Origin of the sequence: Paraburkholderia unamae (assembly GCF_003096875.1) — a bacterium.
Lineage (GTDB): Bacteria > Pseudomonadota > Gammaproteobacteria > Burkholderiales > Burkholderiaceae > Paraburkholderia > Paraburkholderia unamae.
In genome coordinates this window covers 86,470-110,647 of the sequence record NZ_QEOB01000011.1, presented here as the reverse complement: position 1 = coordinate 110,647, position 24,178 = coordinate 86,470, and the positions used below count along the sequence as shown (strand labels likewise).

20 protein-coding genes are annotated in these 24,178 nt (G+C 68.2%); 9 read left to right on the top strand and 11 right to left on the bottom strand.

Translation table 11 applies throughout. The features are described 5' to 3' along the window. Positions 1 to 115: 115 nt before the first annotated feature. Both C7402_RS22985 and C7402_RS22980 read right to left on the bottom strand, forming a co-directional pair. A complete protein-coding gene (locus C7402_RS22985; protein ID WP_116612254.1) occupies positions 116 to 961 on the bottom strand; it encodes a GntR family transcriptional regulator in 846 nt (281 codons plus the stop codon). A 51-nt stretch (positions 962 to 1,012) separates the two neighbouring features. Next, entirely contained in the window at positions 1,013 to 2,026 is a 1,014-nt protein-coding gene (locus C7402_RS22980; protein ID WP_116612401.1) for a polysaccharide deacetylase family protein, read from the bottom strand. Positions 2,027 to 2,310: 284 nt separating this feature from the next. Between C7402_RS22980 and C7402_RS22975 the strand changes: the two genes are divergently transcribed. The 4 genes from C7402_RS22975 to C7402_RS22960 are packed head-to-tail and all read left to right on the top strand — an operon-like array spanning position 2,311 to position 8,784. After that, on the top strand, positions 2,311 to 3,561 hold the full coding sequence (locus C7402_RS22975) for an ABC transporter substrate-binding protein (RefSeq protein WP_116612253.1): 1,251 nt from the start codon (positions 2,311 to 2,313) through the stop codon (positions 3,559 to 3,561). Positions 3,562 to 3,587: 26 nt separating this feature from the next. Beyond that, positions 3,588 to 4,466 carry a branched-chain amino acid ABC transporter permease gene (locus tag C7402_RS22970; RefSeq protein ID WP_116612252.1) on the top strand — a complete coding sequence of 293 codons (879 nt, stop codon included), beginning with the start codon at positions 3,588 to 3,590 and terminating at the stop codon, positions 4,464 to 4,466. Next, positions 4,463 to 7,108 (top strand): branched-chain amino acid ABC transporter ATP-binding protein/permease, encoded by a 2,646-nt coding sequence (locus C7402_RS22965; RefSeq protein ID WP_116612251.1) that lies wholly within the window; start codon positions 4,463 to 4,465, stop codon positions 7,106 to 7,108. The genes C7402_RS22970 and C7402_RS22965 overlap by 4 nt, the downstream gene beginning before the upstream one ends. After that, entirely contained in the window at positions 7,105 to 8,784 is a 1,680-nt protein-coding gene (locus tag C7402_RS22960) for a gamma-glutamyltransferase family protein (protein WP_112176181.1), read from the top strand. The genes C7402_RS22965 and C7402_RS22960 overlap by 4 nt, the downstream gene beginning before the upstream one ends. 27 nt (positions 8,785 to 8,811) lie before the next feature. Here the strand turns inward: C7402_RS22960 and C7402_RS22955 are convergent, their stop codons facing one another. Continuing rightward, entirely contained in the window at positions 8,812 to 9,435 is a 624-nt protein-coding gene (locus C7402_RS22955) for a hypothetical protein (protein WP_133254532.1), read from the bottom strand. A gap of 403 nt (positions 9,436 to 9,838) precedes the next feature. Here C7402_RS22955 and C7402_RS22950 point away from each other — a divergent pair, with 403 nt between their 5' ends. Then, entirely contained in the window at positions 9,839 to 10,036 is a 198-nt protein-coding gene (locus C7402_RS22950; RefSeq protein ID WP_112176177.1) for a DUF3562 domain-containing protein, read from the top strand. Between the two features lie 52 nt (positions 10,037 to 10,088). Here the strand turns inward: C7402_RS22950 and C7402_RS22945 are convergent, their stop codons facing one another. After that, entirely contained in the window at positions 10,089 to 10,478 is a 390-nt protein-coding gene (locus tag C7402_RS22945; RefSeq protein WP_112176175.1) for a cupredoxin domain-containing protein, read from the bottom strand. A gap of 212 nt (positions 10,479 to 10,690) precedes the next feature. On the opposite strand from C7402_RS22945, the gene C7402_RS22940 reads away from it, so the two are divergent. Further along, positions 10,691 to 11,077, top strand: a complete 387-nt coding sequence (locus tag C7402_RS22940; protein ID WP_116612249.1) for an ester cyclase — start codon at positions 10,691 to 10,693, stop codon at positions 11,075 to 11,077. Positions 11,078 to 11,140: 63 nt separating this feature from the next. Here the strand turns inward: C7402_RS22940 and C7402_RS22935 are convergent, their stop codons facing one another. Then, complete coding sequence (locus C7402_RS22935) at positions 11,141 to 12,805, bottom strand: ankyrin repeat domain-containing protein (RefSeq protein ID WP_116612248.1); 1,665 nt, start codon at positions 12,803 to 12,805, stop codon at positions 11,141 to 11,143. Positions 12,806 to 13,355: 550 nt separating this feature from the next. Here C7402_RS22935 and C7402_RS22930 point away from each other — a divergent pair. Together C7402_RS22930 and C7402_RS22925 are read left to right on the top strand one after the other, a co-directional pair. Then, positions 13,356 to 13,682 carry a hypothetical protein gene (locus tag C7402_RS22930; protein WP_116612247.1) on the top strand — a complete coding sequence of 109 codons (327 nt, stop codon included), beginning with the start codon at positions 13,356 to 13,358 and terminating at the stop codon, positions 13,680 to 13,682. A 201-nt stretch (positions 13,683 to 13,883) separates the two neighbouring features. Next, positions 13,884 to 14,348 carry a hypothetical protein gene (locus C7402_RS22925; protein WP_116612246.1) on the top strand — a complete coding sequence of 155 codons (465 nt, stop codon included), beginning with the start codon at positions 13,884 to 13,886 and terminating at the stop codon, positions 14,346 to 14,348. A 46-nt stretch (positions 14,349 to 14,394) separates the two neighbouring features. Here C7402_RS22925 and C7402_RS22920 read toward each other — a convergent pair whose 3' ends face one another. Then, positions 14,395 to 16,008 (bottom strand): AMP-binding protein, encoded by a 1,614-nt coding sequence (locus tag C7402_RS22920; protein ID WP_116612245.1) that lies wholly within the window; start codon positions 16,006 to 16,008, stop codon positions 14,395 to 14,397. A gap of 236 nt (positions 16,009 to 16,244) precedes the next feature. Here C7402_RS22920 and C7402_RS22915 point away from each other — a divergent pair, with 236 nt between their 5' ends. Beyond that, positions 16,245 to 17,351 carry an aromatic ring-hydroxylating dioxygenase subunit alpha gene (locus C7402_RS22915; RefSeq protein ID WP_116612244.1) on the top strand — a complete coding sequence of 369 codons (1,107 nt, stop codon included), beginning with the start codon at positions 16,245 to 16,247 and terminating at the stop codon, positions 17,349 to 17,351. Between the two features lie 72 nt (positions 17,352 to 17,423). Here C7402_RS22915 and C7402_RS22910 read toward each other — a convergent pair whose 3' ends face one another. The 5 genes from C7402_RS22910 to C7402_RS47770 all read right to left on the bottom strand — a co-directional run bounded on the left by C7402_RS22910 (position 17,424) and on the right by C7402_RS47770 (position 24,158). Continuing rightward, positions 17,424 to 18,746, bottom strand: coding sequence for a spinster family MFS transporter (locus C7402_RS22910; protein ID WP_116612243.1), 1,323 nt, complete (start codon positions 18,744 to 18,746; stop codon positions 17,424 to 17,426). A gap of 67 nt (positions 18,747 to 18,813) precedes the next feature. Continuing rightward, positions 18,814 to 20,142: a spinster family MFS transporter gene (locus C7402_RS22905; protein ID WP_112176159.1), complete on the bottom strand. Its 1,329-nt coding sequence runs from the start codon at positions 20,140 to 20,142 to the stop codon at positions 18,814 to 18,816. 55 nt (positions 20,143 to 20,197) lie between these two features. After that, positions 20,198 to 21,697 carry an amidase gene (locus C7402_RS22900; RefSeq protein WP_244314909.1) on the bottom strand — a complete coding sequence of 500 codons (1,500 nt, stop codon included), beginning with the start codon at positions 21,695 to 21,697 and terminating at the stop codon, positions 20,198 to 20,200. A 51-nt stretch (positions 21,698 to 21,748) separates the two neighbouring features. Beyond that, positions 21,749 to 22,987: an acyl-CoA dehydrogenase family protein gene (locus C7402_RS47775; RefSeq protein ID WP_116612242.1), complete on the bottom strand. Its 1,239-nt coding sequence runs from the start codon at positions 22,985 to 22,987 to the stop codon at positions 21,749 to 21,751. Positions 22,988 to 23,039: 52 nt separating this feature from the next. Then, positions 23,040 to 24,158, bottom strand: coding sequence for an acyl-CoA dehydrogenase family protein (locus C7402_RS47770; protein WP_116612241.1), 1,119 nt, complete (start codon positions 24,156 to 24,158; stop codon positions 23,040 to 23,042). Between the last annotated feature and the right edge of the window lie 20 nt (positions 24,159 to 24,178).

Here is a 24,178-nt window from a genome sequence, read left to right as displayed (position 1 = left end):
CGAATCAGTATCATTACTAGTTATTATTTTGGACGAATGGCGGCCCGCGATATCCGTCCAGCGTTGAGCGCTGGGCCGCCCGGCAACGGCATCCCCCGGCGGCACGCAACACGTCTCAAGCCCGCGCTTTGACCGCCTTCGGTTCGGCGAGTCCCAGCAGCGAGGCGAGGCTTTTCTCGCCGCGCATGCGCGTGGTTTCGATGCGCTGTTCGAGATCGACGAGATGCGCCTGCATGCGCTCGATCGCACCAGGTGCGTCGCGCCGCGCAAGACATTCGACGATGGCCGCGTGCTCGTCGTGCTCGCAAGGCGCGTAGCCCGGCGGCTCGTACAGGCCGACGATCAGCGAGCTGCGCGACACCAGTTCCGTCAGGTAGCGCAGCAGCACCGCATTGCCCGCGAGCGCGGCCACGCGCAGGTGAAAGTCGCTCGCGAGCCGCGCCCACGAAGGCTGGTCGAAACGGTGCATGGCCGCATGCTCCTCATCGAGTTGCTTACGCAACTGCACGAGGTCGGCGTCGGTCACGCGCGCCACGGCCAGTTCCACCAGCGCGCGTTCGAGCGCGCGGCGCGCCTCGAAAATTTCGCGGGTCTCCTCGGGCGTGGGCTCCGCGATCACCGCACCCTTGTTGGGGCGCAGCGTGACGATGCCGTCATGCGCCAGCTTTTCGAGCACGCGCCGCACCGTTGCACGGCCCACGTCGAAAAGCTGGCACAAGTCCGGCTCCGGCAGCTTGGTGCCGGGCGTGAGCCGATGCGCGAGCACGCCCTCGACGATGGCGCGGTACAGATGCGCTTCGGTGCGCGTATCCAGCGATGCCGGCTCGCTCCCGTTCGCGCCGCCCTCGTCGATCGATTCGCGCGCGGCGGCTTTTTTTGCGGCTGATTTTGCTGTGATGCTTTTCGAGGCGGGGCTTTTCAAGGCGGCTTTCTTCGCGGCGGTCTGTCGGGTTGCGGACATGATGGTCGTTGCGTGCGGCGCGGGCGTGGAGAGCGTGGGACGTGTCCCAGTTTAGCGGATCGTCGCGGCCGCGCCGGTGTCCACGGTCTCCACCGCATCCACCGTGTCCATGTGCGCGCTGAGCGCGCCAGGCGTCGTCATCCAGATCGCGCCCGCGCGCGCCGCCTGCGCGATGTGGGCGAGCGCGCGCCTGAGGTGGCGCAGCCGGTACGGCTGCCCCACCAGATAAGGATGCAGCGCGATACCCATCACGAGCGGCTGCCCGCGCGTGGGGTGCCCGGCTTGCGCGAGCATCTCGTCGAACTGATCGACGATCATGTCGGCGAACGCCGCGCCGTCGAGTTGCCGCCCGACGATCATGGGAATGTCGTTCACTTCCTGCGGATACGGAATCGACCACAGCGGCCCGTGCGCGGTGCGCATGCGCACGGGCCGGTCGTCGTGACACCAGTTGAGCGTGTAGCGATAGCCCGCCTGAGCGAGCAGATCGGGCGTGTCGAGCGTTTCCGATATCCACGGCGAAAGCCATCCGGCCGGCGCTTGCCCCGTGAGCGCCGCCATACGCGCGCGGCAATGCACGATCAGGTCGCGCTCGTGCGTGCGTTCGAAGTCGCTTTGCCGGTGCGCGTTGGTGTGGCCATGCGCGATCAGTTCGTCGCCGCGCTTCACGCATGCCTCGATCAGCGCCGGGCAATGATCGAGCAGCGCGGTGTTCATCACAATGCCCGCCGGCAGCGCGAGATCGTCGAACAGGTCGAGACAGCGCCACGCGCCCACGCGGTTGCCATATTCACGCCAGCTGTAGTTGAGCACGTCGGGCTGCGGCGAGAGCGGGCCCAGATTCGCGCCGAGCCCCTCGCCGAAAGCGAAGTGCTCCAGATTGAAGCCGAGATACACGGCGAGGCGCGCGCCGTTGGGCCAGCAATACGTATCGCGCGCAACGATCGGCCGGTAGTCGAAGCGTCCGTGCGTGCGCAGCGCGCCGAAGCGCGGGTCCGTGCGGGTGCTCTCGTGGGGACTGCCGGGCGTGTCGATGTGCGCGGCGGCCGTGAAGGTTGTCGTCATTGCGTCGTTACCTGTGTGTGCGATTGCGGTGCTGTTCGTGGTGCCATCCGTTGCATCGCGCGCACCGCCCTTGTGCGAGGGCGAACCGATTTGGCGCAATGCAGATGGTCAACCATTTGATACGCAGATCGTATGCAAATCGTGTTCCATATCGTTCACACATTGCCGTGACTGGCGTCGCGGCGAATCCTCATCGATCGTGAACGAAATGGCACAGGTCTTGCGTGAAGCGTCCCGTCCGCGGCTTCGGTCCGCGCCCGTCAAACTCACTGGAGAACCGCCCCATGTCCCCACGCCGCACCGCTCACACGGCCGCCCGCCCCGCTTCCTCGCCGCGCCGCCAGTGGTTCAAGGCAAGCGCCGTCGCCATCGCGCTCACCGCAGCCGCGCTGTCCTGCGGCGTTGCGTACGCCGCCGACACCATCAAGATCGGTCTCGTCACCGCGCTCTCGGGCCAGTCGGCGCGCGCGGGCGAGGCGCTCACGCGCGGCATGACCATCGCCATCGACGAAATTAACGCAAGCGGCGGCGTGCTCGGCGGGCGCAAGCTCGAACTCGTGCGCCGCGACGACGAGGGCAATCCCGCCAAGGGCGTGCTCGCCGCGCGCGAGCTGATCTACAAGGACAAGGTGGCGGTGCTGTTCGGCGGCCTCGACACGCCGGTTTCCATGGCCATCGTGCCGCTCGCCAATCACGAGAAGGTGCCGTTCATGGACCCCTGGGCCGCGGGCACGCAGATCACGCACAACGGCGCGAAGCCGAACTACGCGTTCCGCGTTTCCGCCGTCGACGAGCTGGTGGACGTGGCGATGGTCGCGCACGCGCAGCAGGCGTTCGGCGCGAAGAAGCTGGGCCTCATCCTCGTGAACAATCCGTGGGGCCAGTCCAACGAAAAGGGCATCGTCGCGGCGCTGGCCGCGAAGGGCATGAAGCCGGCCGGCATCGAGAAGTTCGAGGCCACCGACGTGGACGTCACGCCGCAGCTCGGCCGCCTCAAGGCGGCGGGGGCCGACACCTTGCTCATGGTCGGCAACGTCGGGCCCTCGGCGCAGGTGGTGAAGTCGCTCGACCGCATGGGCTGGCAGGTGCCGATCGTCTCGCACTGGGGCCCGGCGGGCGGCCGCTTCACCGAACTCGCGGGACCGAACGCGAAGAACGTGCATTTCGTCCAGACCTATAGCTTCTTCGGCGCGAACACGCCGGTCAGCACGCGCGTGGTGGCCGAACTCAAGGCGAAGTATCCCGACATCAAGAGCACCGACGACATCACGCCCGCGGTGGGCGTCGCCAACGCCTACGACGCGATGCGCCTGAGCGCGCTCGCCATCGACAAGGCGGGCTCCACCGACGGCGATGCGATTCGCAAGGGCTACTATGCAATCGACCGCTACGACGGCCTGATCAAGACCTACGTGCATCCGTTCAGCGAGCAGCAGCCCGACGCGCTCTCCGCGAGCGACTACGTGTGGGCGCAGTTCATCGACAACCGCATCGTGCCGGTGAGCGCCGCCGGCGGCCAGATGGCCTCGAAGTAAGGCACAGGCACTCCGGAGATTCACTCATGCAATGGATATCGGCGCTGGTTGCGGGCCTCGGCCTCGGCAGCATGTACGGGCTCATGGCGCTCGGCTTTCATCTGACGTTCGCGGTCAGCGCAACGGTCAACTTCGCGCAGGGCAGCTCGATGATGCTGGGCGCCGTGCTCGCCTACACGTTCGCGCAAACGCTCGGCTGGCCCATGCCGCTCGCCATCGCGCTGGCGCTGGCGGCATGCGCGCTCTACGGGCTCGTGGTCGAGCGCCTGGCCGTGCGGCCGTTCGCGCGGCGCGGCTCGAACGCCTGGCTCATGGCGACCGTGGCGCTCGGCATCGTGCTCGACAACGTCGTCATGCTGACCTTCGGCACCGAGCCGCGCAGCCTGCCCTCGGCGCTCGCGCAGTCGTCGCTGCGCATCGGCGGCGCGGGGCTCGGCGTGTATCCGCTGCAACTCGTGATTCCCGCAGTCGGCCTGCTGCTCGCCGCCGTGCTCCATTACGTGCTGCGGCGCTCGCGCTGGGGCGTGGCGATGCTCGCCGTGGTGCAGAACCGCGACGCCGCGCGCCTCATGGGCATCCCGATCCAGCGCACGGTAGCCGCCGCCTTTGCCGTTTCCGCGCTGCTCGCGGGCGTGGCCGGCGTGCTGATCGCGCCGCTCTTCAACGTGCAGTCGGACATGGGCACCGTGTTCGGGCTCAAGGCCTTCGCGGTCGCGATCCTGGGCGGGCTCTCCAGCGCGTGGGGCGTGATGATCGCGGGGCTGCTGTTCGGCGCAGCCGAAGCGCTGATTACGGCCACGCTCGGTTCGAGCTACACGCAGATCATTACATTCGGGCTCCTGATCGTCGTGCTGGCGATCCGGCCCAACGGCCTCTTCGGGCGCGCGGAGGTGCGCAAGGTATGAGCGATTCCCGACTTTCCCTCGCCGCCCGCGCGCAGGCGCTTCATCCGGGCACGAGCGCAAGCGCGAGCGCGCCACGCTCGCGCGGACCGTGGCCTGGCGTGGCGCTGGCCGCCGTGCTGCTGGCCGCCGCTTTCGCGGCATGCAGCGTCAACGGCTATTTCGTCGTGGTGCTCGCGGGCGTGGCGCTGCTCGCCATTTGCGGCGTGGGCCTGAACCTGCTGCTCGGGCTCATGGGCCAGGTGTCGTTCGGCCATGCAGCGTTCTATGCGATCGGCGCCTACGCCGTCGCGATCCTCACCACGCAATCCGGCTGGAACTTCTGGGCCGCGTGGGCGCTCGGCGCGGGCGTGTCGGCCGCAGCCGGCGCGCTGCTGGCGCTGCCCGCGCTGCGCGTGCGCGGGCCCGGCCTCGCGATGGTGACGATCGCGTTCGGCTTCGTGATCGAGCAAAGCGCCGTGGAAGGCGGCGACCTCACCGGCGGCCAGAACGGCATCATGAACGTGTTCGGCCCCGCGCTCGGCAGCTTCGCCGATGGCGAGCGCGCCATCGCGCTCGTTGCGCTCGCCACGCTCGCCGTCGCGCTCGTGCTCTACTCGCTCGTTGCGCGCGGCACGTGGGGCGCCGCCATGCGCGCGGTGCGCGACAGCGAAACGGCGTCCGCCTCGATCGGCGTGAATGCGCTCGCGGTGAAAACCGTGGCCTTCGCGTTCTCGGCCGCGCTCGCGGGCCTCGCGGGCGGCCTGTTCGCGCCGCTGCAAGGCATGGTCACGCCGGGCATGTTCTCGTTTTCGCAATCGATCCTCTTCGTGCTCGTGGTGATGATCGGCGGCGCGGGGTCGGTGGCGGGGCCGCTCGTGGGCGCGGCCGTGGTCGGCCTGTTGCCCGAACTGCTCGCCGGACTCGAAAACCTGCGCCTGCTGTGCTTCGGCGTGCTGCTGCTCGTGGTGCTGTGGAGCGCGCCCGATGGCGTGGCCGGCGTGGCGGTGGCGCTGGCACGGCGGCTCTTTTCGCGTGCGCCTGCGAAGCCTGCCGAAGCGGCGGCGGCGCGCGATCAGGACACGGTGGCGGCACAGTCGCTTGAGCCGCTCGCGATCGAAGCGCGTCGCGCGCTCGCCGCGCAAGGGCTTTCGATGACATTCGACGGCGTGAAGGCCGTCTCCGACCTCTCGTTCGAACTGCCCGCCGCGCGCGTAACGAGCCTGATCGGCCCCAACGGCGCGGGAAAATCAACAGTCCTGAATATGCTCTCGGGCTTCTATCGTCCGCAAACCGGCACGCGCACGCTCGGCGGCGCACGCCTCGCCGGGGGCGGCGCGTTCGAAAGCGCCCGCGCGGGCGTGGCGCGCACGTATCAGACTTCGCAGTTGTTCGGCAGCCTGTCGGTGCTCGATAACGTCGCGCTCGCCCTCACGCGCGGCCGGCTCGGCGCGCTGTTCGGCACCACGCGCATGCAGGGTGATGCGCCCCGTGCCGAGGCGCTCGCGCTGCTGCGCGCATGCGGCTATCACGGCGACGCAAACGCGCAAGCCGCCAGCCTCGCGCACGTGGACCGCCGCCTCGTCGAGATTGCGCGCGCGCTCGCCACGCGGCCCGCCGTGCTGCTGCTCGACGAACCCGCGGCGGGTCTGTCGAGCGAGGACAAGGTGCGCCTCGGCGCGCTGCTGCGCGCGATTGCGGATTCGGGCGTCGCCGTCGGCCTCGTCGAGCACGACATGTCGCTCGTCATGGGCGTGTCGGACCGCATCGTCGTGATCGACGCCGGACGCTTTCTCGCGCAAGGCGAGCCCGCCGCGATTCGCGCCAACAACGCGGTGCGCGAAGCGTATCTAGGCACAACGAACGACGACACGCTGCACGCGCTGCGCCCCGCCCACGCACGGACAGCGGACGGCGACGCCGCGCGCGAGGTGCTCGGCGTCGGCAACGTGACGACGGGCTATGGGGCCGCGCCAGTGCTTCACGACGTGAGCGTGCAGGTGCGCGAAGGCGAGCTGGTCGCGCTGCTCGGCGCGAACGGCGCGGGCAAATCGACGCTCATGCGCGCACTCGCCGGGCTGCATCGCCCCGTGGCCGGCGGCGTGACCTTCGACGGCCGCGACCTCACGCGTCTGGACGCCGCGCACATCGCGGCGCTCGGCGTCGTGCTCGTGCCCGAGGGCCGCCAGGTGTTCCCCGAACTCTCGGTGCTCGACAACCTCAAGCTCGGCGCGTTTCCCTCGGGCCGCCTGCCGCGCGGCGAACTCGAAGCGCGCATCGAATCGATGTTCGCGCGTTACCCGCGCCTGCGCGAGCGTCAGCATCGCCGGGCGGGTCTGCTCTCCGGCGGCGAGCAACAGATGCTGGCCATCGCGCGCGCGTTGATGTCGAAGCCGCGCGTGCTGCTGCTCGACGAACCCTCGCTCGGCCTTGCGCCGAAGGTGATCGCCGAATTGTTCGCCTCGCTCGACGACCTGCGCCGCGAATCGCCTTCCATGCTGCTCGTCGACCAGATGGCGGCGATGGCGCTCGCCATTGCCGACCGTGGCTATGTGCTCGAAGAAGGCCGCGTGAGCGCGAGCGGCACGGCCGCCGAGCTGGCCGCCGATCCGAAGCTGTCCGCCGCGTATCTGGGCGGCCACGCCGACGCCGGGGTGCCCGCATGAGCGCACCGGCGCAACCGCCGCGCGGCGAAGCGGCACGGGACGCAACGGCGGCCCCGCACGCGCACACGACAGCGCAAACCGCGAGCGCGAACGCGCGCGGCCGCAACGGCCTCGTCACGAGCCCGCACACGCTCGCGAGCGAAGCGGGCCGCGACGTGCTCGCGCGCGGCGGCAACGCGATCGAGGCCGCCATCGCGATGGCGGCCGTGCTATGCGTGACCATGCCGCACTTCACCGGCCTGGGCGGCGACGGCTTCTGGCTGATCGCCGAATCCGGCCACGCCGTCGAATCGATCTCGGGCATCGGCCAGGCGGCGCGCGCGCTGCCCGCGTTCGACGGCGCGATTCCCGTGCGCGGCCCGGCTTCGGCGCTCACGAGCGCCGCCACCGTCGCCGCCTGGGAAGCCGCGTACCGCGTGAGCCGCGAACGCTGGGGCGGCGCGCTCGCGTGGGAGACGCTGCTCGCGCCCGCCATCGCGCTGGCCGAGGCGGGCTTTGCGCTCTCGCGCTCGCAGCACTTCTGGGCCACGTATCGCGAGAGCGAATCCGGCGACGCGCGCGTGTGGCGCGGCTTCGCGCAAACGTTCCTGCCGGGCGGCGCGACCCCCGCGCCGGGCGCCACATTCCGCCAGCCCGCGCTCGCCGCCACGCTGCGCACGCTCGCCGCGAACGGCCCGCGCGACTTCTACGAAGGCGCGCTCGCGCAGCGCATTGCGCGCGGCCTGCGCGAAGCGGGCTCCCCGCTGAGCGCCGACGATCTGGCGGCGACGCGCGTGCGCACCGCGCCCGCGCTCACGCTGCGCTACGGCGAAGGCGTGCTCGCCACGCTGCCGCCGCCCACCCAGGGCGTGACGACGCTGCAAATCATGGGCATCCTCGCGAAGCTCGGGCTGCGCGATTGCGAGCACGGCAGCGCCGGCTACTATCACCGGCTCGTGGAAGCGGTGAAGCAGGCGTTCATCGACCGCGACCGCCATCTCGCCGATCCCGACACGCACGACGTGCCGGTGGACACGCTGCTCGGCGACGCGCATCTCGCCGCCTGCGCGGCGCGCATCGCACCCGCGCGGGCGGCGCCGTGGCCGCATCGCTTTCGCGAAGGCGATACGGTCCACCTCGCCGCCACCGACGCCCAGGGCCGCGCGGTGAGCGTGCTGCAAACGATCTTCCACGATTGGGGCAGCGGCGTGATGGCCGGCGACACCGGCATCCTCTGGCACAACCGCGGCGCGGCCTTTCGCGCGCCCGGCGGCGAGCCGCATCCGAACACGATCGCGCCCGGCAAGCGACCGTTTCATACGCTCAACCCCGGCATGTATCTCGTGGCGGGCCGCCCGCGCCTGCTCTACGGCACGCAGGGCGCGGACGGCCAGCCGCAGACGCTTTCGGCGCTGCTCACGCGGCTCATCGACTACGGGATGGACCCGCTCACCGCGCTCGCGCAACCGCGCTTCCTGCTCGGGCGCACGTTCTCGGACAGCCGCGACAACCTCAAGCTCGAATCCGGCGCGGGCCGCGCCGTGTTCGACACGCTCGCGGCGTGGGGACACGAAATGGCGGAATTGCCCATGCTGAGTCCGCTGGCGGGCCAGGCAGGCGTCATTCGACTGGACATGGACGGCACGGCGTGCGGCGCTCACGATCCGCGCAGCGACGGACTGGCGCTGGCGGTTTGACGCCTTCCTGAAGCGTCCTGACGCGTCCTAACGCGAGGTGGAGACCGCCATCTCCGATTCGTAGGTGATGCGCACGCGGCTGTGATGCTTGAGCGTCTGCATCACCTCGACGAGATCGGGGCGGCTCACCCGCACCGAACGGGCGGTGCCCGACTTGTCCTCGACAGTCAGCAGGTTGAGCTTGTGATCGACGCCGGTGACTTCCGCCACGCCGCTGAAAACGCGCAGCACATGGAAGCTCACCTGGTCGGCGCCCGCCGTGTGCTCGGTCACTTTCGCCGTGTGGGTCAGGCGCGTGAGCGACGCGCCCTTTAGCGGCGTCAATCCGGTGACGTAAGGCTCCATGTAGCTCGCGGTGAGCTTGTCGCCCACCTTGACGATGTCGAGCACGTCGCGGTGGTCTTTCGCGCTGAAGCTCAGGTCGTCGTGGCCCGGCACCGTCACGACAATCAGCGCGTTCTTCTGGTCGATCAGGCTGATGGTGCCGTGCTGCGTGTCGACCGACGCGCCGCTTGGCACGGCCTGCGTGGCCGAGGCGTTGGTATCGTCCGCGCCCCACGCGGGCATTACGCCGCCCGACAAAGCGATCGTCGCGGCGAGCAGCACACAGCCTCGCCCGGCGGCAACAACTGGATTCGACAGGAAGCGCATGAGAGTCCCCTTGTTACGATCGGATGCCACGCCTGTTACGCCCGTCACGCCTGTTACGCCCTTTACGCCAACCCGGAACCCGCGCGTGTTCGTCGCAGCCTGGCACCTGAAAGTGACGCATGCCATAGGACCTTGGTCTTATCCGGCCTCGCTTGGCAAGCGAGCCCCGATGGCCGCTATTCGGTAAGCCCATGCTTCATGCGCGGCGTCTGGTTGCGCGCGCGACGACGCTCGCCGTATGAGATTTGACAGGCTGTGCACCGACGAATCCGGATCGAACGCTACTCGAACGCGGCTCGAACAAAACGGCGCGGAAGATAGGCGAAATGTATTGGCGCGCGGGCCGCGCAATGAAGTTTAATGTCCTTCCCGCGCCCCCCTCTCTGTCTGCATGGAGGCATTGATGAACCCGCACGCCGCAGAAGAACTCGTCAAGGCGATTGCCGCTGAAACCCATGCACCCGTGGAAACCGTGTCGAAAATGGTCGAAGAAACCTGGGCCGCCTATAGCGATGGCGCGCGCGTCATGGATTACCTGAGCGTACTGGTCGCCCGGCGCGTACGTGAAAATCTGCGAGGTATCCGCAAGGACGCTCACTAATTCGGACTGCCAGGTCACGACCGGGAGTCGGCGCGAATGCACGCGCCAGCCTTCACTGGCAAGTCACGACGCTCACCGGCAGGTTCTCGCTCGCCGCTCCGAGTTTCTGGCGCGCGGCCGTGGTAATGGAACCCCCGGGCGGAATGCATTGCGATTGCCCCATGCCCCCGCGCTCCATTTGCGGCGCACCATTGTTGAACGACTGCCACGTGATGATGACCGGTTCACCGCAGTTGTTGATGAGGTCGGTGTAGTCGAGTCCGAGTTTGGCGTTTTTCCCGCGATACTCCCGATCGATGCAGTCCGTCGAAAGCTCGCTCGGCTCGAAACCCGGCGAGGCCGCAGGCGCGACACGATCGCCGGCGCGTACCGCGCCATGCGCCAGAAGAATCAGGACAAAGGCTGAAAGCCGGCTGTTGGCCAGGATGCGGGATGCATTCATTTTTCACCTCGTTTTCGCGTGCACGAAACTCAAGCCAACGCACCCACGGGTGTTTCACCTGTTGTGCGATCTTCCAGTTAGCGTCTGCCTGGTGCAAGCGTCAAGCGCCACGAAACGCCTTGCGTGGGAAAACAGACATTGCGCCCCACATCGGCCGCGATCATGCGCCACTATGGCGTCAATCGAGAGCCTGGACATGGAGGACGATTGCGATGGGCGCCAATGATCTGCCGGAAATCTACCGAGACTATATCGCCTGCCTGAACAGGCAGGACTGGTCAATGCTGGGAGCGTTTGTCGACGACGACGTGGAGCACAACGGCAAGCTAATCGGTTTGTCCGGCTACCGCGCCATGCTGGAGAGCGACTTCCGCGAGATTCCCGACTTGCGCTTCAACATCCGGACGCTCGTGTGCGAGCCGCCGAATATCGCAAGCCGGTTGCATTTCGACTGCACGCCCATCGGTACGTTTCTCGGGCTGGCGGTGCAAGGAAAACGCGTAGCGTTCGCCGAGCATGTCTTCTATGAGTTTCGTGAGCGCAAGATTGCGCGAGTCTGGTCGATCATCGACAAGGCGGCGATCGAGCGTCAGTTGTAGCACAGCACGACCGCTGGCTCGCCGCGCCTCGTAGTGAAGGCGCGGCGGCAATACGCAACCGTATCAGCGAGCGGCAACGCGCCCGCTTGCCCCGTCGACCAGCACCTCCGTTACTTCTTCGGAAAAGCGCATGCGTCGGCCGTCGATCAGCACGCCGTCGTCATGCTCGGGGTCGCGCTGCGCCGTCGGCACGCCATGCCTCATGAGCGCACGGGCGCAGCCGACCCAATCGGGGCGCTCCGCCAACGCCGGCTCGTTTTCGGACGCCCACCCCAACGTGCCGAGCGCATCGGAACCGTAGCCATGGGTCTCGCGCCAGTTCGCTCCATGGTCCAGCAAAAATGCCGTCAAGGCGGCGTCGCCGCGAAACACGGCGTGATTGAGCGCGGAAGCGTCCCAGTCGCCGCCGCGCACGTCCGGCGGCCAACCGAGTTCGACCATCGTCTTCACCGCCGCGCCCGATCCCCACGCCATCGCTTCGGGCAGCAGCCGAAGCCGGTCCGGCGGCAGCGATCGCGGCAGCTCGGGATGTTGCGCCTGAATGCGGCGTGCTTGCGTGATATCGGCGCGCGCGCACGCGGACACGAACTCCTCCTCGACGCTGAGGGTTTCGTCAACACCCGCGGCACGCAGTTGCGCCGCGATATCGGGCAGACCGACCTGCATGGCAAGCCGATAGGCGCTCACGCCCGCTGCGGTCCTAGCCTTCGCGTGCGCACCCGCCACCAGCAGCGCGGCGATGTGACGTGCGGACCTGCGCTGAGCGATCGCACGCAAGAGTGGACTACCCCAGAATATCAAGCCTTCGGGGGCTGGCTCGTTCGCATCGCCGCCGTGCGCGAGCAACAACTTAAGGGCGGCCGCATCCGGCATGTCGAGCGCACGCCACAACGCGTTGGTTCCGCTCACGCGCGCGCCGTGCTGCAACAGCAAGCTCGTGCAGTCGGGATTTTCGAGCGAGTGATAGAGCGACTCGCCATCGTTCGGGTCCGCGCCCGCGCTCAGCAGCATGCCGGTCAGCGCGGGATCGCGCGCCACGCCAACCGCACCGTAAAGGGCCGACAGCGGCTCGGTCTCGACGGGCGAAGCCAAGGAGGCGGGCGGCAGCCGATTGCCGATTCGCTGGTTCGGATTGGCCCCGGCATCGAGCAGCGCACGCGCGCATTCGCGCAACCGCGCCGCAAACTCGGGTAGCTGCGCGAGGCTCGAATGCGTGACGGCAACGAGGGGCGGCAGATCGAGCGCGCCGCCGGGCCGATTGACCCACGCGGGATCGGCCGTTATCGCGCGTGACATCGCCTTCCAGTGCCCGGCGGTGCACGCCACGTACGGGTCGGCGTCGAGCATGTCCGGATGCTCGAGCAGCAGTTTCACCGCAACGCGCGGCCGGGCCGCGGCGTAGGTGCCCGTCACGTCGGCGCCGTAGGCGAGCCCAAGCCAGCGTCGAATCAACGCCGTCCGCTCGCGATGCGCAAGTGCGCTTGCGTCCACGTAGGCACTGAGATCCGCCCACGACGCGAAGCCATATTCGCGCGCAAGGCAGGACTGCGCGTCATGCAGGCGGAGATCGGGCGCCGGCATTGCGTTGCCGGTGCGATTCGCGAGTGCGGGGAGGGACTGGGCGAATCGCGCCAGGGCGGCGGTGTCGCCCGCGCGATAGAGACGCAGCAGGTCTTTCGCCTGCTTCTTCAAATGATCGAGATTGGCCTGGGCAGGCAGCGTTTTCATACGGTCCTCGTGCATGGAATGGCTGAGGGTCCGCAACACCGCCCGCACAAAGGATGGGAAGCCGTATGGTTCGCCACGACAGGTGGGTTCAACCCTTTCCGCGGACCCGGAAGCGGCCTGCACCGCTAGCGCGATGGTATGCGAGCGCGCGTTGCGGCGTCAACCGGAGGAGACGATTTCAAATCGGCATTGACCCGATGCCGATGAGCCCCTTAAGGAATTAATATTCGAGAAACGGCAATTGTCCTTTCCATGACAAAGCCATATTCGCGATTCATCTGAATGAAAGTCGCTTTTATTCCATAAAATTGCGTCGACGATTCTTCGCATGGCCAGACGCCCCGCAGCACGGGCTTCAGGAGGTCACGAGTCGATTAAACTGCGAGAATAAAGCGTCAAATTTATGAAATTAAAAATGCAATTCTCGCCATTGCTTATGTGAACCTTAAGGCAATGCGCAATCAGAAAATAAATACTTCTCAAGTATTTTGAAGCCGCTCCGATAAGACATTCGCTGTTCACGGTTTTTTTTCTTTTCGGGAGCCCTTTCATGGCAATCCAGGCAGTATCCAACCAACCCGCCGCCACGACGGTCGCAAACACCGGCGCGCAGAACCAGCAGGCCAGCGCCTCCGCGCAATCGACCGGCACGACGCAAACGCAGCAGTCCGGTACGACCACGCAGGCATCGCCCTCGTCGCAATCGTCGACCTCGTCGACCGCGTCGGCGTCCTACTCCGTCTCCATCAGCAGCGCCGCGCGCGCCGCGCTGGCCGAAGCCAGCGAATCGTCGGTGCAGACCGCCCAGGAAGCCAACCGCGGAGATCGCCAGGCGCAACGCCTGCTCGCGAAGGAGCAGGCCAACAAGATCGGCTGACGAACAAAGCGCGTGACCGAGGCATATCCAGGGCGCTTTGAAACGTTAGTGGACATATCACCCACTTTCGACAGACAAGCGCCCGCTCTTTCCAGAAAATAGAGTACCGCCTCAAAGCGCGCCGAGAAGTCGCAGGCGTGCACGCGGTGACATCCTATCCTTGCAGTTGCCCCTCAGAACCCATTGCACAGGAGTCGCCGCGTGGACAACATCAAGCCCTTTCGGCCCGGATCGGAAACGGTGTCGTCGTTTCATCTCTCTCACGTTCGATCCCTGATTCGCAGTCACGGTGCAGGGGGCGACGCCATCGATCCGGGGTCGAATGAAGCAGGCGGCGACGATCGCGTCGCCGGGCAGGTCACCGTTCGTCTGCCTGGGGGCAGAGTGAGCCGGGCGCTTGCCTATGAAGCTCCGGCTTGCGAGGGCCTACCGTCGCGGCGACTCGCCCACGGCGTGCTCAATGGCACGACCTACTGGTTTCGATGTGCCGACGCGCCGGGCGTGCGAGAAGATTTCCCCTGCTTTCGCGCGTACTTCGGCCACGAGGGGGCATGGTTCTTCTTCTCCACGCAGGGCGCCGTGCTGCCTTTCGGGGCCGAGGTCAACTTCTCGGGTATGCGCAGCAGCGCGCAAACGGCCCCAATGCGGCTTGCAGCGAACAATTGACGCCACGGCTGTTCGCCACAACAACGGGCCGTAGCCCGCGCCCGCATCAAATCACGCTGGCATTCTGCGCGGCATAATCGCGCGCCCACCGGTAATCCGCCTTGCCCGCGGGACTGCGCCGGATGCGATCGGCCAGAAACACCGCGCGCGGCATCTTGTAGCCGGAGAGCCTGGCGCGGCACACGCTGTCGAATTCCCGCGCGTCGAACTCGGCGCCCGGGCTCAACTCGATCACGGCCGCCACGCGCTGTCCCCAGCGCTCGTCGGGCATGCCCACCACCAGCACATCCTGCACGGCCCCGTAGCGGCGCGCCGCCTCTTCGACCTCTTCGGGGAACACCTTTTCGCCGCCCGTGTTGATGCATTGCGAGCCCCGCCCGAGCATCACGAAGTTGCCCGCTTCGTCAATGCGCGCGCGGTCGCCGCTCAGCACCCAGAGCTTGCCGTCGATGGTGACGAACACCTCCGCGCTCTTGACCGGGTCACCGTAATAGCCGATGGGCGTGTGGCCGCTGCGCGCGAGCACGCCTTCGGCGCCCGCGCCGCTCACGATGCGCTGCGCGTCGTCGACGAGCGCGAGGTCCGGCCGCGCCGCCAGCACCATGAAGCCATCGCCGCTCGCGGGCTTCGCGCCGCCGCCCACCACGCCGACCTCCGACGAGCCCAGCCCGTTATTGAGCGCGATATGCGGCACGAGCGCTTTCAGGCGCGCTTGCAAGTGATCCGAGAACACCGCGCCGCCGTTGCCGAACACCATCAACTTGCCGAGGTCCCAACGCGCGGGCGCGGCTTCGAGCGCCTGGATCAGCGGCAGCGCCATGGCGTCGCCCACCACCGACACGACGTTCACGCCGTCGCGCACCACGACGTCCCAGATATGCGCGGGATCGAAACCGGTCTCGTCGTTCACGACGATCGTGTGCCCGGCGAAGAGGCTGATCAGCGAGAACCACATGGCCGCGCCATGCATCATCGGGGCGGCCGCGAGGACCGTGAGATACGGCTGGCGCGCGATGAGTTCGCCCAGCGCCTCGGGCGTCTCGACCGGCGGGCAGCCCAGGTACATGCCGCCGCCGCCGAGCGCGCCCATGAAGATCGCGCGCTGCGGCCACATCACGCCCTTGGGCATGCCCGTGGTGCCGCCCGTGCACAGCATGTAGAGATCGTCGCCGGAGCGCTCGGGGTCGTCGAGCGTGGGCGCGCCCTGCTCGCGCAACGTGGCGTAGTGCTCGGCGCGGCCCTCGGGCGCGCCGCTGCCCACGCACAGGAGCACCTTCAACGCGGGTACGTTGGCGGCCGCCTTCAGCACTTCCTCGCCGAAGGCTTCGCCGTACACGATCGCCTTGAAATCGAGCGTCGAAAAGAGGTATTCGAGTTCCGACGCGACGTAGCGGTAATTCACGTTGACGGGCACCGCGCCGATCTTGCAGCAGGCGAACAAGGTCTCGAGATATTCGGCCGAGTTGTAGAGCGCGATGCCAACGTGATCGCCGCGCCGGATGCCGCGTGAGCGCAGGCCGGAGGCGACCCGCGTGGCCCGCTCGTCGAGTTGCGCGTAGGTGAGGCGCTGCGGGCCGCACACGAACGCGGCGCGCTCGGGCACCCTGGCTGTCACGATCTCCAGCAGATCGGCCAGATTGAATGTTCTCGACCTCGTCATCGTCGTTGTCTCCTGTCTTTTTTTCTCCGGGCATGCGCACGATTTCGCCGCCTGGGTTCGGCCTGAGTTCGGCCTGGAATCAAAGCCTGGTATCAGCCCCATATCGTCGCGCCGACCGGGGCACCGCCTCATCGTCCGAACAGAGTATGCACGCGCTTGCGCACAGGCGAACAATGGCCCTTACCTGCAAGCGCAGTTTCCGCGCAGTTTCCGAAAATGTCTCTCCGGGAGATTTTGTGGCTACCACCAAAGATTATCGCCTTGGCGAATTCACTTATCCGCGCGGCTGGTTCATGATCGCCGACGCACGCGAGCTGGACACCCACAAGCCGCTTGCCGTGCGCTTCTTCGGCAAGGACTTCGCCCTGTATAGAGGGCGCGCGAGCGGCCGCGTCGTGCTGCTCGACGCGTACTGCCCGCACATGAAAACGCACCTGGCGGCCCCCAACAACACGTCGTATGTCGTGCTCGACGGCGGCGGCAGCAACGTGGAAGGCGACGATATCCGCTGCCCCTATCACGCATGGCGTTTCGGTCCGGACGGCAAGTGCAATGACATCCCGTATCACACCGGCGAAATTCCGGCGGCGGCCTGCGTGAAGACGTGGACCGTGGTGGAGAGCCTCGGCGCCGTGTGGGTGTGGCACGACCCCGAAGGCGGCGAGCCGGAATGGGCGCATCCGACGCTACCGCAATGGGACGACCCTTCGTGGGTGCGCTGGCAGTCCTTCGACGATCTCGGCACGCTCGCGCAGCACCCGCAGGAAGTCATCGACAATATTTGCGACTACGGGCATCTCGGGCCCATTCACGGCTCGACGGTCCAGCGCTACGAAAACGAATTCCGCGCGCACACGGCCACGCAGCGCCAATGTGGCCCGCACCGCACGCTCGTGGGCGCCAACGGCGTGAGCCCGATCCTGCACACGGTCACGACCTACCACGGGCCGGGCGTGCTGATCTCCGACTTGACCGGTCTTTATGACGCCGTGCTCGTCATCACGCACACGCCCGTGGACGACGGCGTGATTCGCGTGTGGCATTCGCTGCTCGTCAAGTCGCCGGGCCAGAATGCCGAGGTGACGCTGCCCGACACCATCGCGGCGCGCCAGTTCCAGGATTCGAGCCGGCTGTCGTTCATGCAGGACTTCGAAGTATGGGCCAACAAGGGTCCGTGCCTGAACGGCATGTTCCTGCCGAGCGACGGCCCGTTCATGAAGGCCCGCGTCTGGTACAAGCAGTTCTATAACCCGCGCGCGAAGAAGCAGGAGTATCTGGAACAGTGCGAAGGGGTGTATGTGCCGCGCGGCGCGGTGGCGTATACCGAAGCGGCCGAAGTCTAAACACAAGCTGAAAAACGCAAAAAGCGGCGTGCCTCAAACCGGAGCACGCCGCTTCTTTTTTGCCGCCGTGATTCAGGGCGCCGCGACAGCCTCTTCCCGCATCATCAGGCTCGCGGCGGGATAAGCCTGCATCGCGCGAAAAAGCGCGTACCAGCCGGGCACGAGCAGCGCCGATACGCCCATGAGCGAATAACGCAGCGCATCGAGCGGATAGCGCGCGGCGAGCAGCGAACTGGCCAGCCCCGTGACGATCGGCCCGGCGCCGAGACCCAGCACATAGCCGGAGATCAGCAGCATCGAGTTGGCGGTGGCGCGCCGCTCGGGCGCCACGACGAGCGAGAGCGCGGCATAGGTGGGCGCGGACCACCACGTCACGAAGAACGCATAGGCGATCATCAGTCCCCACACCTGCGTCAGCCGCCCGGCGGGCAGCAGCAGATAGACATAGGCAAGCGGAATCGCGATCGCAAGGCCGAGCACCGGCACGCCGAGTTGCCAGCGCGCGTCGCCGCGGCGCACGAGCCAGTCGGCCAGTGCGCCGGAAAAGAGCCCGCCCAGCACCGACGCCGCGCCGGACGCGCCCGCAATCCAGCCGGCCTGCTGCAAGCTGAATCCGTGTGTGCGCACCATGTACGCGAAATTCCACGTGCCGAACGAGTACAGCACGAACATGTTCGATGCGGCCGCAACGATCAGCCAGCGCGGCACGCGCGCTGCGAGAATCTCGCGCAGGTCGCCGCGATCGACGGCGCGCCCAGCGGCACGCCGGGCGCTCAAGGCGTTCAGGTTTTCGCGCTGCGGCTCGCTCACCGTGAGCCGCACGACGGCGGCGAGCAGCAGCGAGGCGAGCCCCACCATTACGAGCGTCATGCGCCAGCCGAAGCGCGCCGCCAGCGAAGCCCCGACGACAAACGCCATCATCGCGCCGATGCTCGCGCCCGAGGTCAGCACGCTCATGGCGCGCGAGCGCCGCCACGGCGGAAAGAGGTCGGAGATCATCGAGATCGCGCAACCGCTGCCGCCCGCTTCGCTCAGGGCCGTGCCGCTGCGCAGGATCAGCAGTTGCCAGAAGCCCGCTGCCGCGCCGCCAAGCGCCGTGATGAGGCCGCCCAGCCCGCGCGAGAGCACGACGAGATTGCGCCGGTGCCCGCGATCCGCGAGGCGCGCGAGCGGCAAGCCGAGCAGCCCGAAGCCGACTGCGAAGCCCAGGCTCGACACGATGCCCACTTGCAGGTCGCTCAGCGCGAACTCGGCCTTGATCGGCTCGATCATGACCGCGAGTATCTGCCGGTCCATGAACGAGACGGCCGAAAGCGCCGTCAACAGCAGCAGCGTGTAATGGCTGCGGCGGCGCTCGCAGGCTGCGGGGTCCAAGGTATTGGTGAGTTCGGACATGGCGGTGCAGTTCGGGTCACGCGCTTCTTGCACGCTTCACGCATGCGCGATGTGCGCTATGTGCGCTTCAGGCGCGCGCGGCCAGGGCAGGCCCGCGCACGGCGGCGGCGATCGAGCGCGCATACGGCCGCACCGCGCCGATCAGCACGAGCCCCGCGAGCAGGTAGCCCATCGCGCCGCCCACCATCGCCCAGCGCAACGCGTTCTCGCCGAACGCGGGCGTGAGCGCGTCGCTCAATGCGCCCACGGCAAGCGGACCGCAGCCCGCGCCAATCGCCGTCACCCCGAAGTTGTAGATCGAGAGCGTGGTGGCGCGCCGGTCGGGCCGCATGATGTGCGTGATGGCCGCGTAGCTCGGGGCCATCCACCACATGCCGAAGATCGACATGCCGAGCATGAACACGGAAACGCGCGGCACGACGAGCGCGCCCCACTTCCACGGGTCGGCGGACGGATACAGCGCGAACGCCACGGCAAGCGGAAACGCGAGCAGTGCGCCCACGATCGGCACGCCGAGCTGCCAGCGCGCGTCGCGCGCGGCGAGGCGGTCGGTAAGCCAGCCGCTCGACAGCGTGCCGATGATCGCGCCCGGTCCCGCCGCGAGGCCCATGATCGCGCCCGCGTCCTTGAGCGTGAGGCCGTGGCAACGCACGAGAAACGCCGTGCTCCAGATGCCGAACGCGTAGCCCGAGAAGCCCAGCAGCGCGCCGGAGATCACGATCTTCACGAACGCGCTGGAGCGCCAGGCGTCGCGCAGCACGGTGCGCAGCGGCTCGGGCCGCCCGCTGTCGTTGAGCGCCGCGCCTTCGGACCCGCCGCGCGCCGGCTCGAACGCGAGCAGGCGCACGAGCAGCGCGGCCACGAGCCCCGGCACGGCCATCCACACGAACGCGGCGCGCCAGCCGTGGTAGTACGCAATCCACGCGCCCACGCTCAGGCCGATGAGCGTGCCGATGGGCGCGCCGAGCGTGAACACGGCGAGCGCCCGCGCGCGCTGGCGCGGCGGATACAGGTCGGCCACGATCGTGAGCGACGCCGAAGCGCTGCCCGCCTCCCCGACGGCCACGCCGATACGGCCGAGCGCGAGCGTCCAGTAGTTCGTCGCGAAGCCGCACAGGAGCGTCATCACGCTCCACGCCGCGCACGACCAGCTGATCAGGTTGCGCCGGTTCGTGCGATCGGCGAAGCGGCCGAGCGGCAGCGCGAACACGCAATACACGAGCGCGAAGGCAACGCCCGTGAGCAGGCCCATGGCGAGGTCGGACACGCCGAACTCTTTCTTCACGGGTTCGAGCACGACGCCCATCATCTGCCGGTCGATCAGGTTGATGATCGACACGACGAGGAACAGAAGCAGCGCGCTGTGGCGCCGCAGCGGGGAATGTTCGCTTTTCATGCTGGCTTTCCGTAAAGGTCCGGGCACGTACTGGAAAAGGTCACGCCTGCCCGCCTCACAGCGAAGGCGCGAGCGGCGCCCACGGCTGCGCGGCTTCGAGCTGGCCCGCGAGCTGGAACAGCAGTCCCTCGCCGCACAGCGCCGCCGTGAACATCATGCCGATCGGCAGGCCGCTGCGGCTCACGCCGAGCGGCACCGACATCGACGGCTGCCCGCTCACGTTGGCAAGCGCCGTATACGACACGCTGCCGACGATATGCTTGATGTACTCTTCGTACTCCTGCTCAAGACTGAGCCTGCCGAGCGGCGGCGTGAGCGTGGCCGTAACGGGCGAGAGCAGCACGTCGAAGCGGTCGAACTTCTCCTCCATCTGGAGCCCGATGCGCTCGAACGTGCGGCGCGCGCGATACAGCGTTTCCGCCGAATACTGCTGCGCATTGCGCACGATGCGCCAGGCCACCGGTTCGAGTTCGTCGGTTTGCAGCGCGCGGCCGAGCGCGGTCTCGCGGTCGCGCACGGCGGCGACGAGCGCGGTGCCCGAAGCGGCGCCGTGCGCGCTGAAAAGCTGCTGCGATTCGATGGCGAGCGTCACGGGCTCGACGTCGTGACCGAGACGCGTGAGCAGACGCACGGTCGCATCGAGCGCGGCGGCAATGTCGTCGTCGAGCGGCATGCCCGTGAGCGAGTCGGCGACGAGACCCACGCGCAGGCGTGACGGCGCGCGCCGCACTTCATCGGCGAAAGGACGCTCGGGCGCGGCCAGCCAGTAAGGGCTGCCCTTCTCGTGGCCGTGCGACACGTCGAGCGCGAGCGCCGAATCGCGCACGCTGCGCGACACCACGTGCGCGCAGCTCGCGCCGAACCAGCCTTCGAATACGTCGGGCCCATGCGGCGTGCGATAGCGCGTGGGCTTCATGCCGAACACGCCGCAATACGAGGCGGGGATGCGAATCGAGCCGCCGCCGTCGGTGGCGTGCGCCACCGGCACGATGCCCGCGGCCACGGCCGCCGCCGCGCCGCCCGAGGAGCCGCCCGCGCTCATCGCGAGATCCCACGGATTGCAGGTCTTGCCCCACAGCGCCGACTCGGTCGTCGTGCTCAGGCCGAATTCGGGTGTCGTCGTCTTGCCGAACACGACCATGCCCGCCGCCTCGTAGCGCGCGATGAGCGTGGCGTCATAGGTGGCGGGCGCAGCGTCGCGCTGCGAGCGCGAGCCGTTGGTCGTGATCGTGCCCGCCACGGCGGTGTGCATGTCCTTGGCGAGCGTGGGCACGCCGGCGAACGCGCCATCGCGGCTCGTGCCCGCTTCGCGACGCGCCGCGAGCGTCTGCTGCGCGCGCGCCTCGCAGCGCATGTTCACGGCGTTGATGCGCGGGTTCACGTCGTCGCAACGCGCGATCGCCGCGTCCAGCAGATCCTGCGGCTCCAGCTCGCCGCGTTGCACGAGCGCGGCCATGGCCGTCGCGTCGAGCGTGAGATATTCATCGGGCGAGCACGCGCCGCCTTGCGTGCGGGCGGTGCCGGTGAAGCTGGCGGGATGGCCTTTGTCGTTCAATTGCGTCTCCTGTTATGTCTTTCGTGTGCGTCGGCCCGTGCGCGGCCCGTTTCAGGCCCGTGCGAGCTGGCTGAACGGCACGCCCTTGTCGGTGCGCGGCTCGGGCGGCAAGCCGAGCACGCGCTCGCCCACGTTGTTCTTCACGATCTCGTCGGTGCCGCCCGCGATGCGCATGCCCGCCGCGCCGAACCACAGCCGCTCGACCAACTCCCACTCGTCGCCCCGCTCGCTCGCGGCCAGCACGCCTTGCGCGCCCTGCAAGTCGATGGCGAGATACGCGAAGTCCTGGAGCGTGCGCGCGGCGACGATCTTCGCCACCGAAAGCTCGGGGCCGGGCTCGCGCCCCTTGCCGAGCGCGGTGAGGCCACGGCATTGCAGCAGCCACAGGCCGTGCGCGTTCAGATACAGATCGGCAAGCCGCTCGCGCATGCGGCCGTCCGCGAGCGCGCGGGCGGCGCCGAAGCCCGCCTGCTGCATCTGCCGCGCCGCCGTGCGCCACAACGCCGGCGGCATCACGCCGCCGATCGAAAGGCGCTCGTTCATGAGCGCCGTGAGCGTGACCTTCCAGCCCGCGCCGACCGCGCCCACGCGCTGGCTGTCCGGAATGAACACGTCGTTGAAAAACACTTCGTTGAACTCGGCTTCGCCGCTCGCCTGGCGGATCGGCCGCACCTCGACGCCGGGCGTCTTCATGTCGAGATAGAACGACGTGAGGCCCTCGAACTTCGGCAGATCCGCATCGGTGCGCGCGAGCACCATGCCGAACTGCGCGAACTGCGCGAGCGTCGTCCACACCTTCTGGCCATTGAGGAGCCAGCCCTCGCGGCCGTCCGTGCAGCGCTCGGCGCGCGTGCGCACCATGCCGAGGTCCGAGCCCGCGCCCGGCTCCGAGAGCAACTGGCACCAGAGCGTGCGGCCGTGCAGCGCGGCCTCGACGTGCTCGGCGCGCACCGCCTCGCTCGCATGCACGAACAGCGACGGGATCACCATGCCGAGGCTCACGTTGAAGTAACCCACCGGCACGTTGAAATGGCCTTCTTCCTGGCGGTAGATCACCTCCTGCATCGGCGTGCCGCCGCGCCCGCCCAACGCCTGCGGCCAGGTGATGGCGCCGTAGCCGGCTTCGGCCTTGCGCGCCTGCCAGGCGCGTGCGGCTTCCATGCGCTGCGCGGCGTCCAGCCCGCGGCCGAACACCTCGTCGGGCCGCGACTTGCGCGGCGCGTTGGCCGCGAGCCATGCGCGGCACGCCTCGCGAAACGCCGCTTCTTCGTGTGTGTCGTGAAAATCCATGCAGATCACGCTCCGTACTGTGGGCCGCGCCTCGCGCACGCCCGGAATCGGGTCAGGCCGGCGGTTGTGCTTCCAGTTCCGCTTCTAGCCCCTTCACGAGACGCTCGCGCCACTCGTGCACGTTGCCGAGCATCACGGCGAGCTGACGCGCTCGACGGTAGAACAGATGGCAATCGATTTCCCAGGTGTAGCCCATGCCGCCGTGCGTCTGGATGTTCTCCTGCGCCGCGAAGCCGAACGCCTCGCTCGCGCTCACGCGCGCGCCTGCCGCCGCCAGCGGCAATTCGGGCGCGCCGCTCGCCAGCGCCCACGCGCCGTAATAGCAGTGCGAACGCGCCATCTGGTTGCGCGTGTAGATATCGGCGAGCTTGTGCTTGATGCCCTGGTAGGAGCCGATCGCGCGGCCGAACGTGCGGCGCTCGCGTGCGTAGCCCGCGGCCATGTCGAGCGCGGCGTCGGCCCCGCCAAGCTGTTCGAACGCGAGCAGGATGGCCGCGCGCTCGCGCACCGCGCTGACAAGCGCGAGCGGGTCCGCGCAGGCGTCCAGCGGCTCGGCCTCGACGCCGTCGAATTCAAACGAAGCAAACGGCCGCGCCGGGTCAAGCGTGGCGCGCGGCGTGCGCCGCACGCGCGCGCCCAGTTCCGCGAGCACCAGCACGAGACCCTCGCTTCGCGTATCGCGCGCGAGCACGACGGCGAACGCGGCGGCCATGCCGTCCGGCACGAGCGGCGCGCCGCCGCGCAGCACGCCCGACTCGAATACGGGCAACGCCTCCGCGCGCCACTGGCCGTCGAGCGGCGCGGCCCAGGTCGCCGCGTCGCCGCGCGCGATGCGCGGCAGCCAGCGCTCCTGCTGCGCCTGCGACGCACCCAGCAAGAGCGCCTGCGCGGCGAGATAGAGCGTCGAGGCGAGCGGCACCGGCGCGAGCTGCCGCCCCACCTCCTCCGCGACCACGCAAAGCTCGAGCGCGCCAAGGCCGTGTCCGCCGCACGAAGGCGGCAGCATCAGCGTGGTCACGCCCAGGCCCGCGAGTCTCCCCCACACGGCCTTCGCGCGCTCGCCGCCGTCTTCCATCGTGGCGCGCGCCAGCGTGAGCGGCGCTTCGTTGACGAGAAACTTGCGCACCTCGGTGCGCAGCACGTCCTGATCTTCGGTGAATTCGAAATTCATGCGTGTTCCTTGCCTTTCCT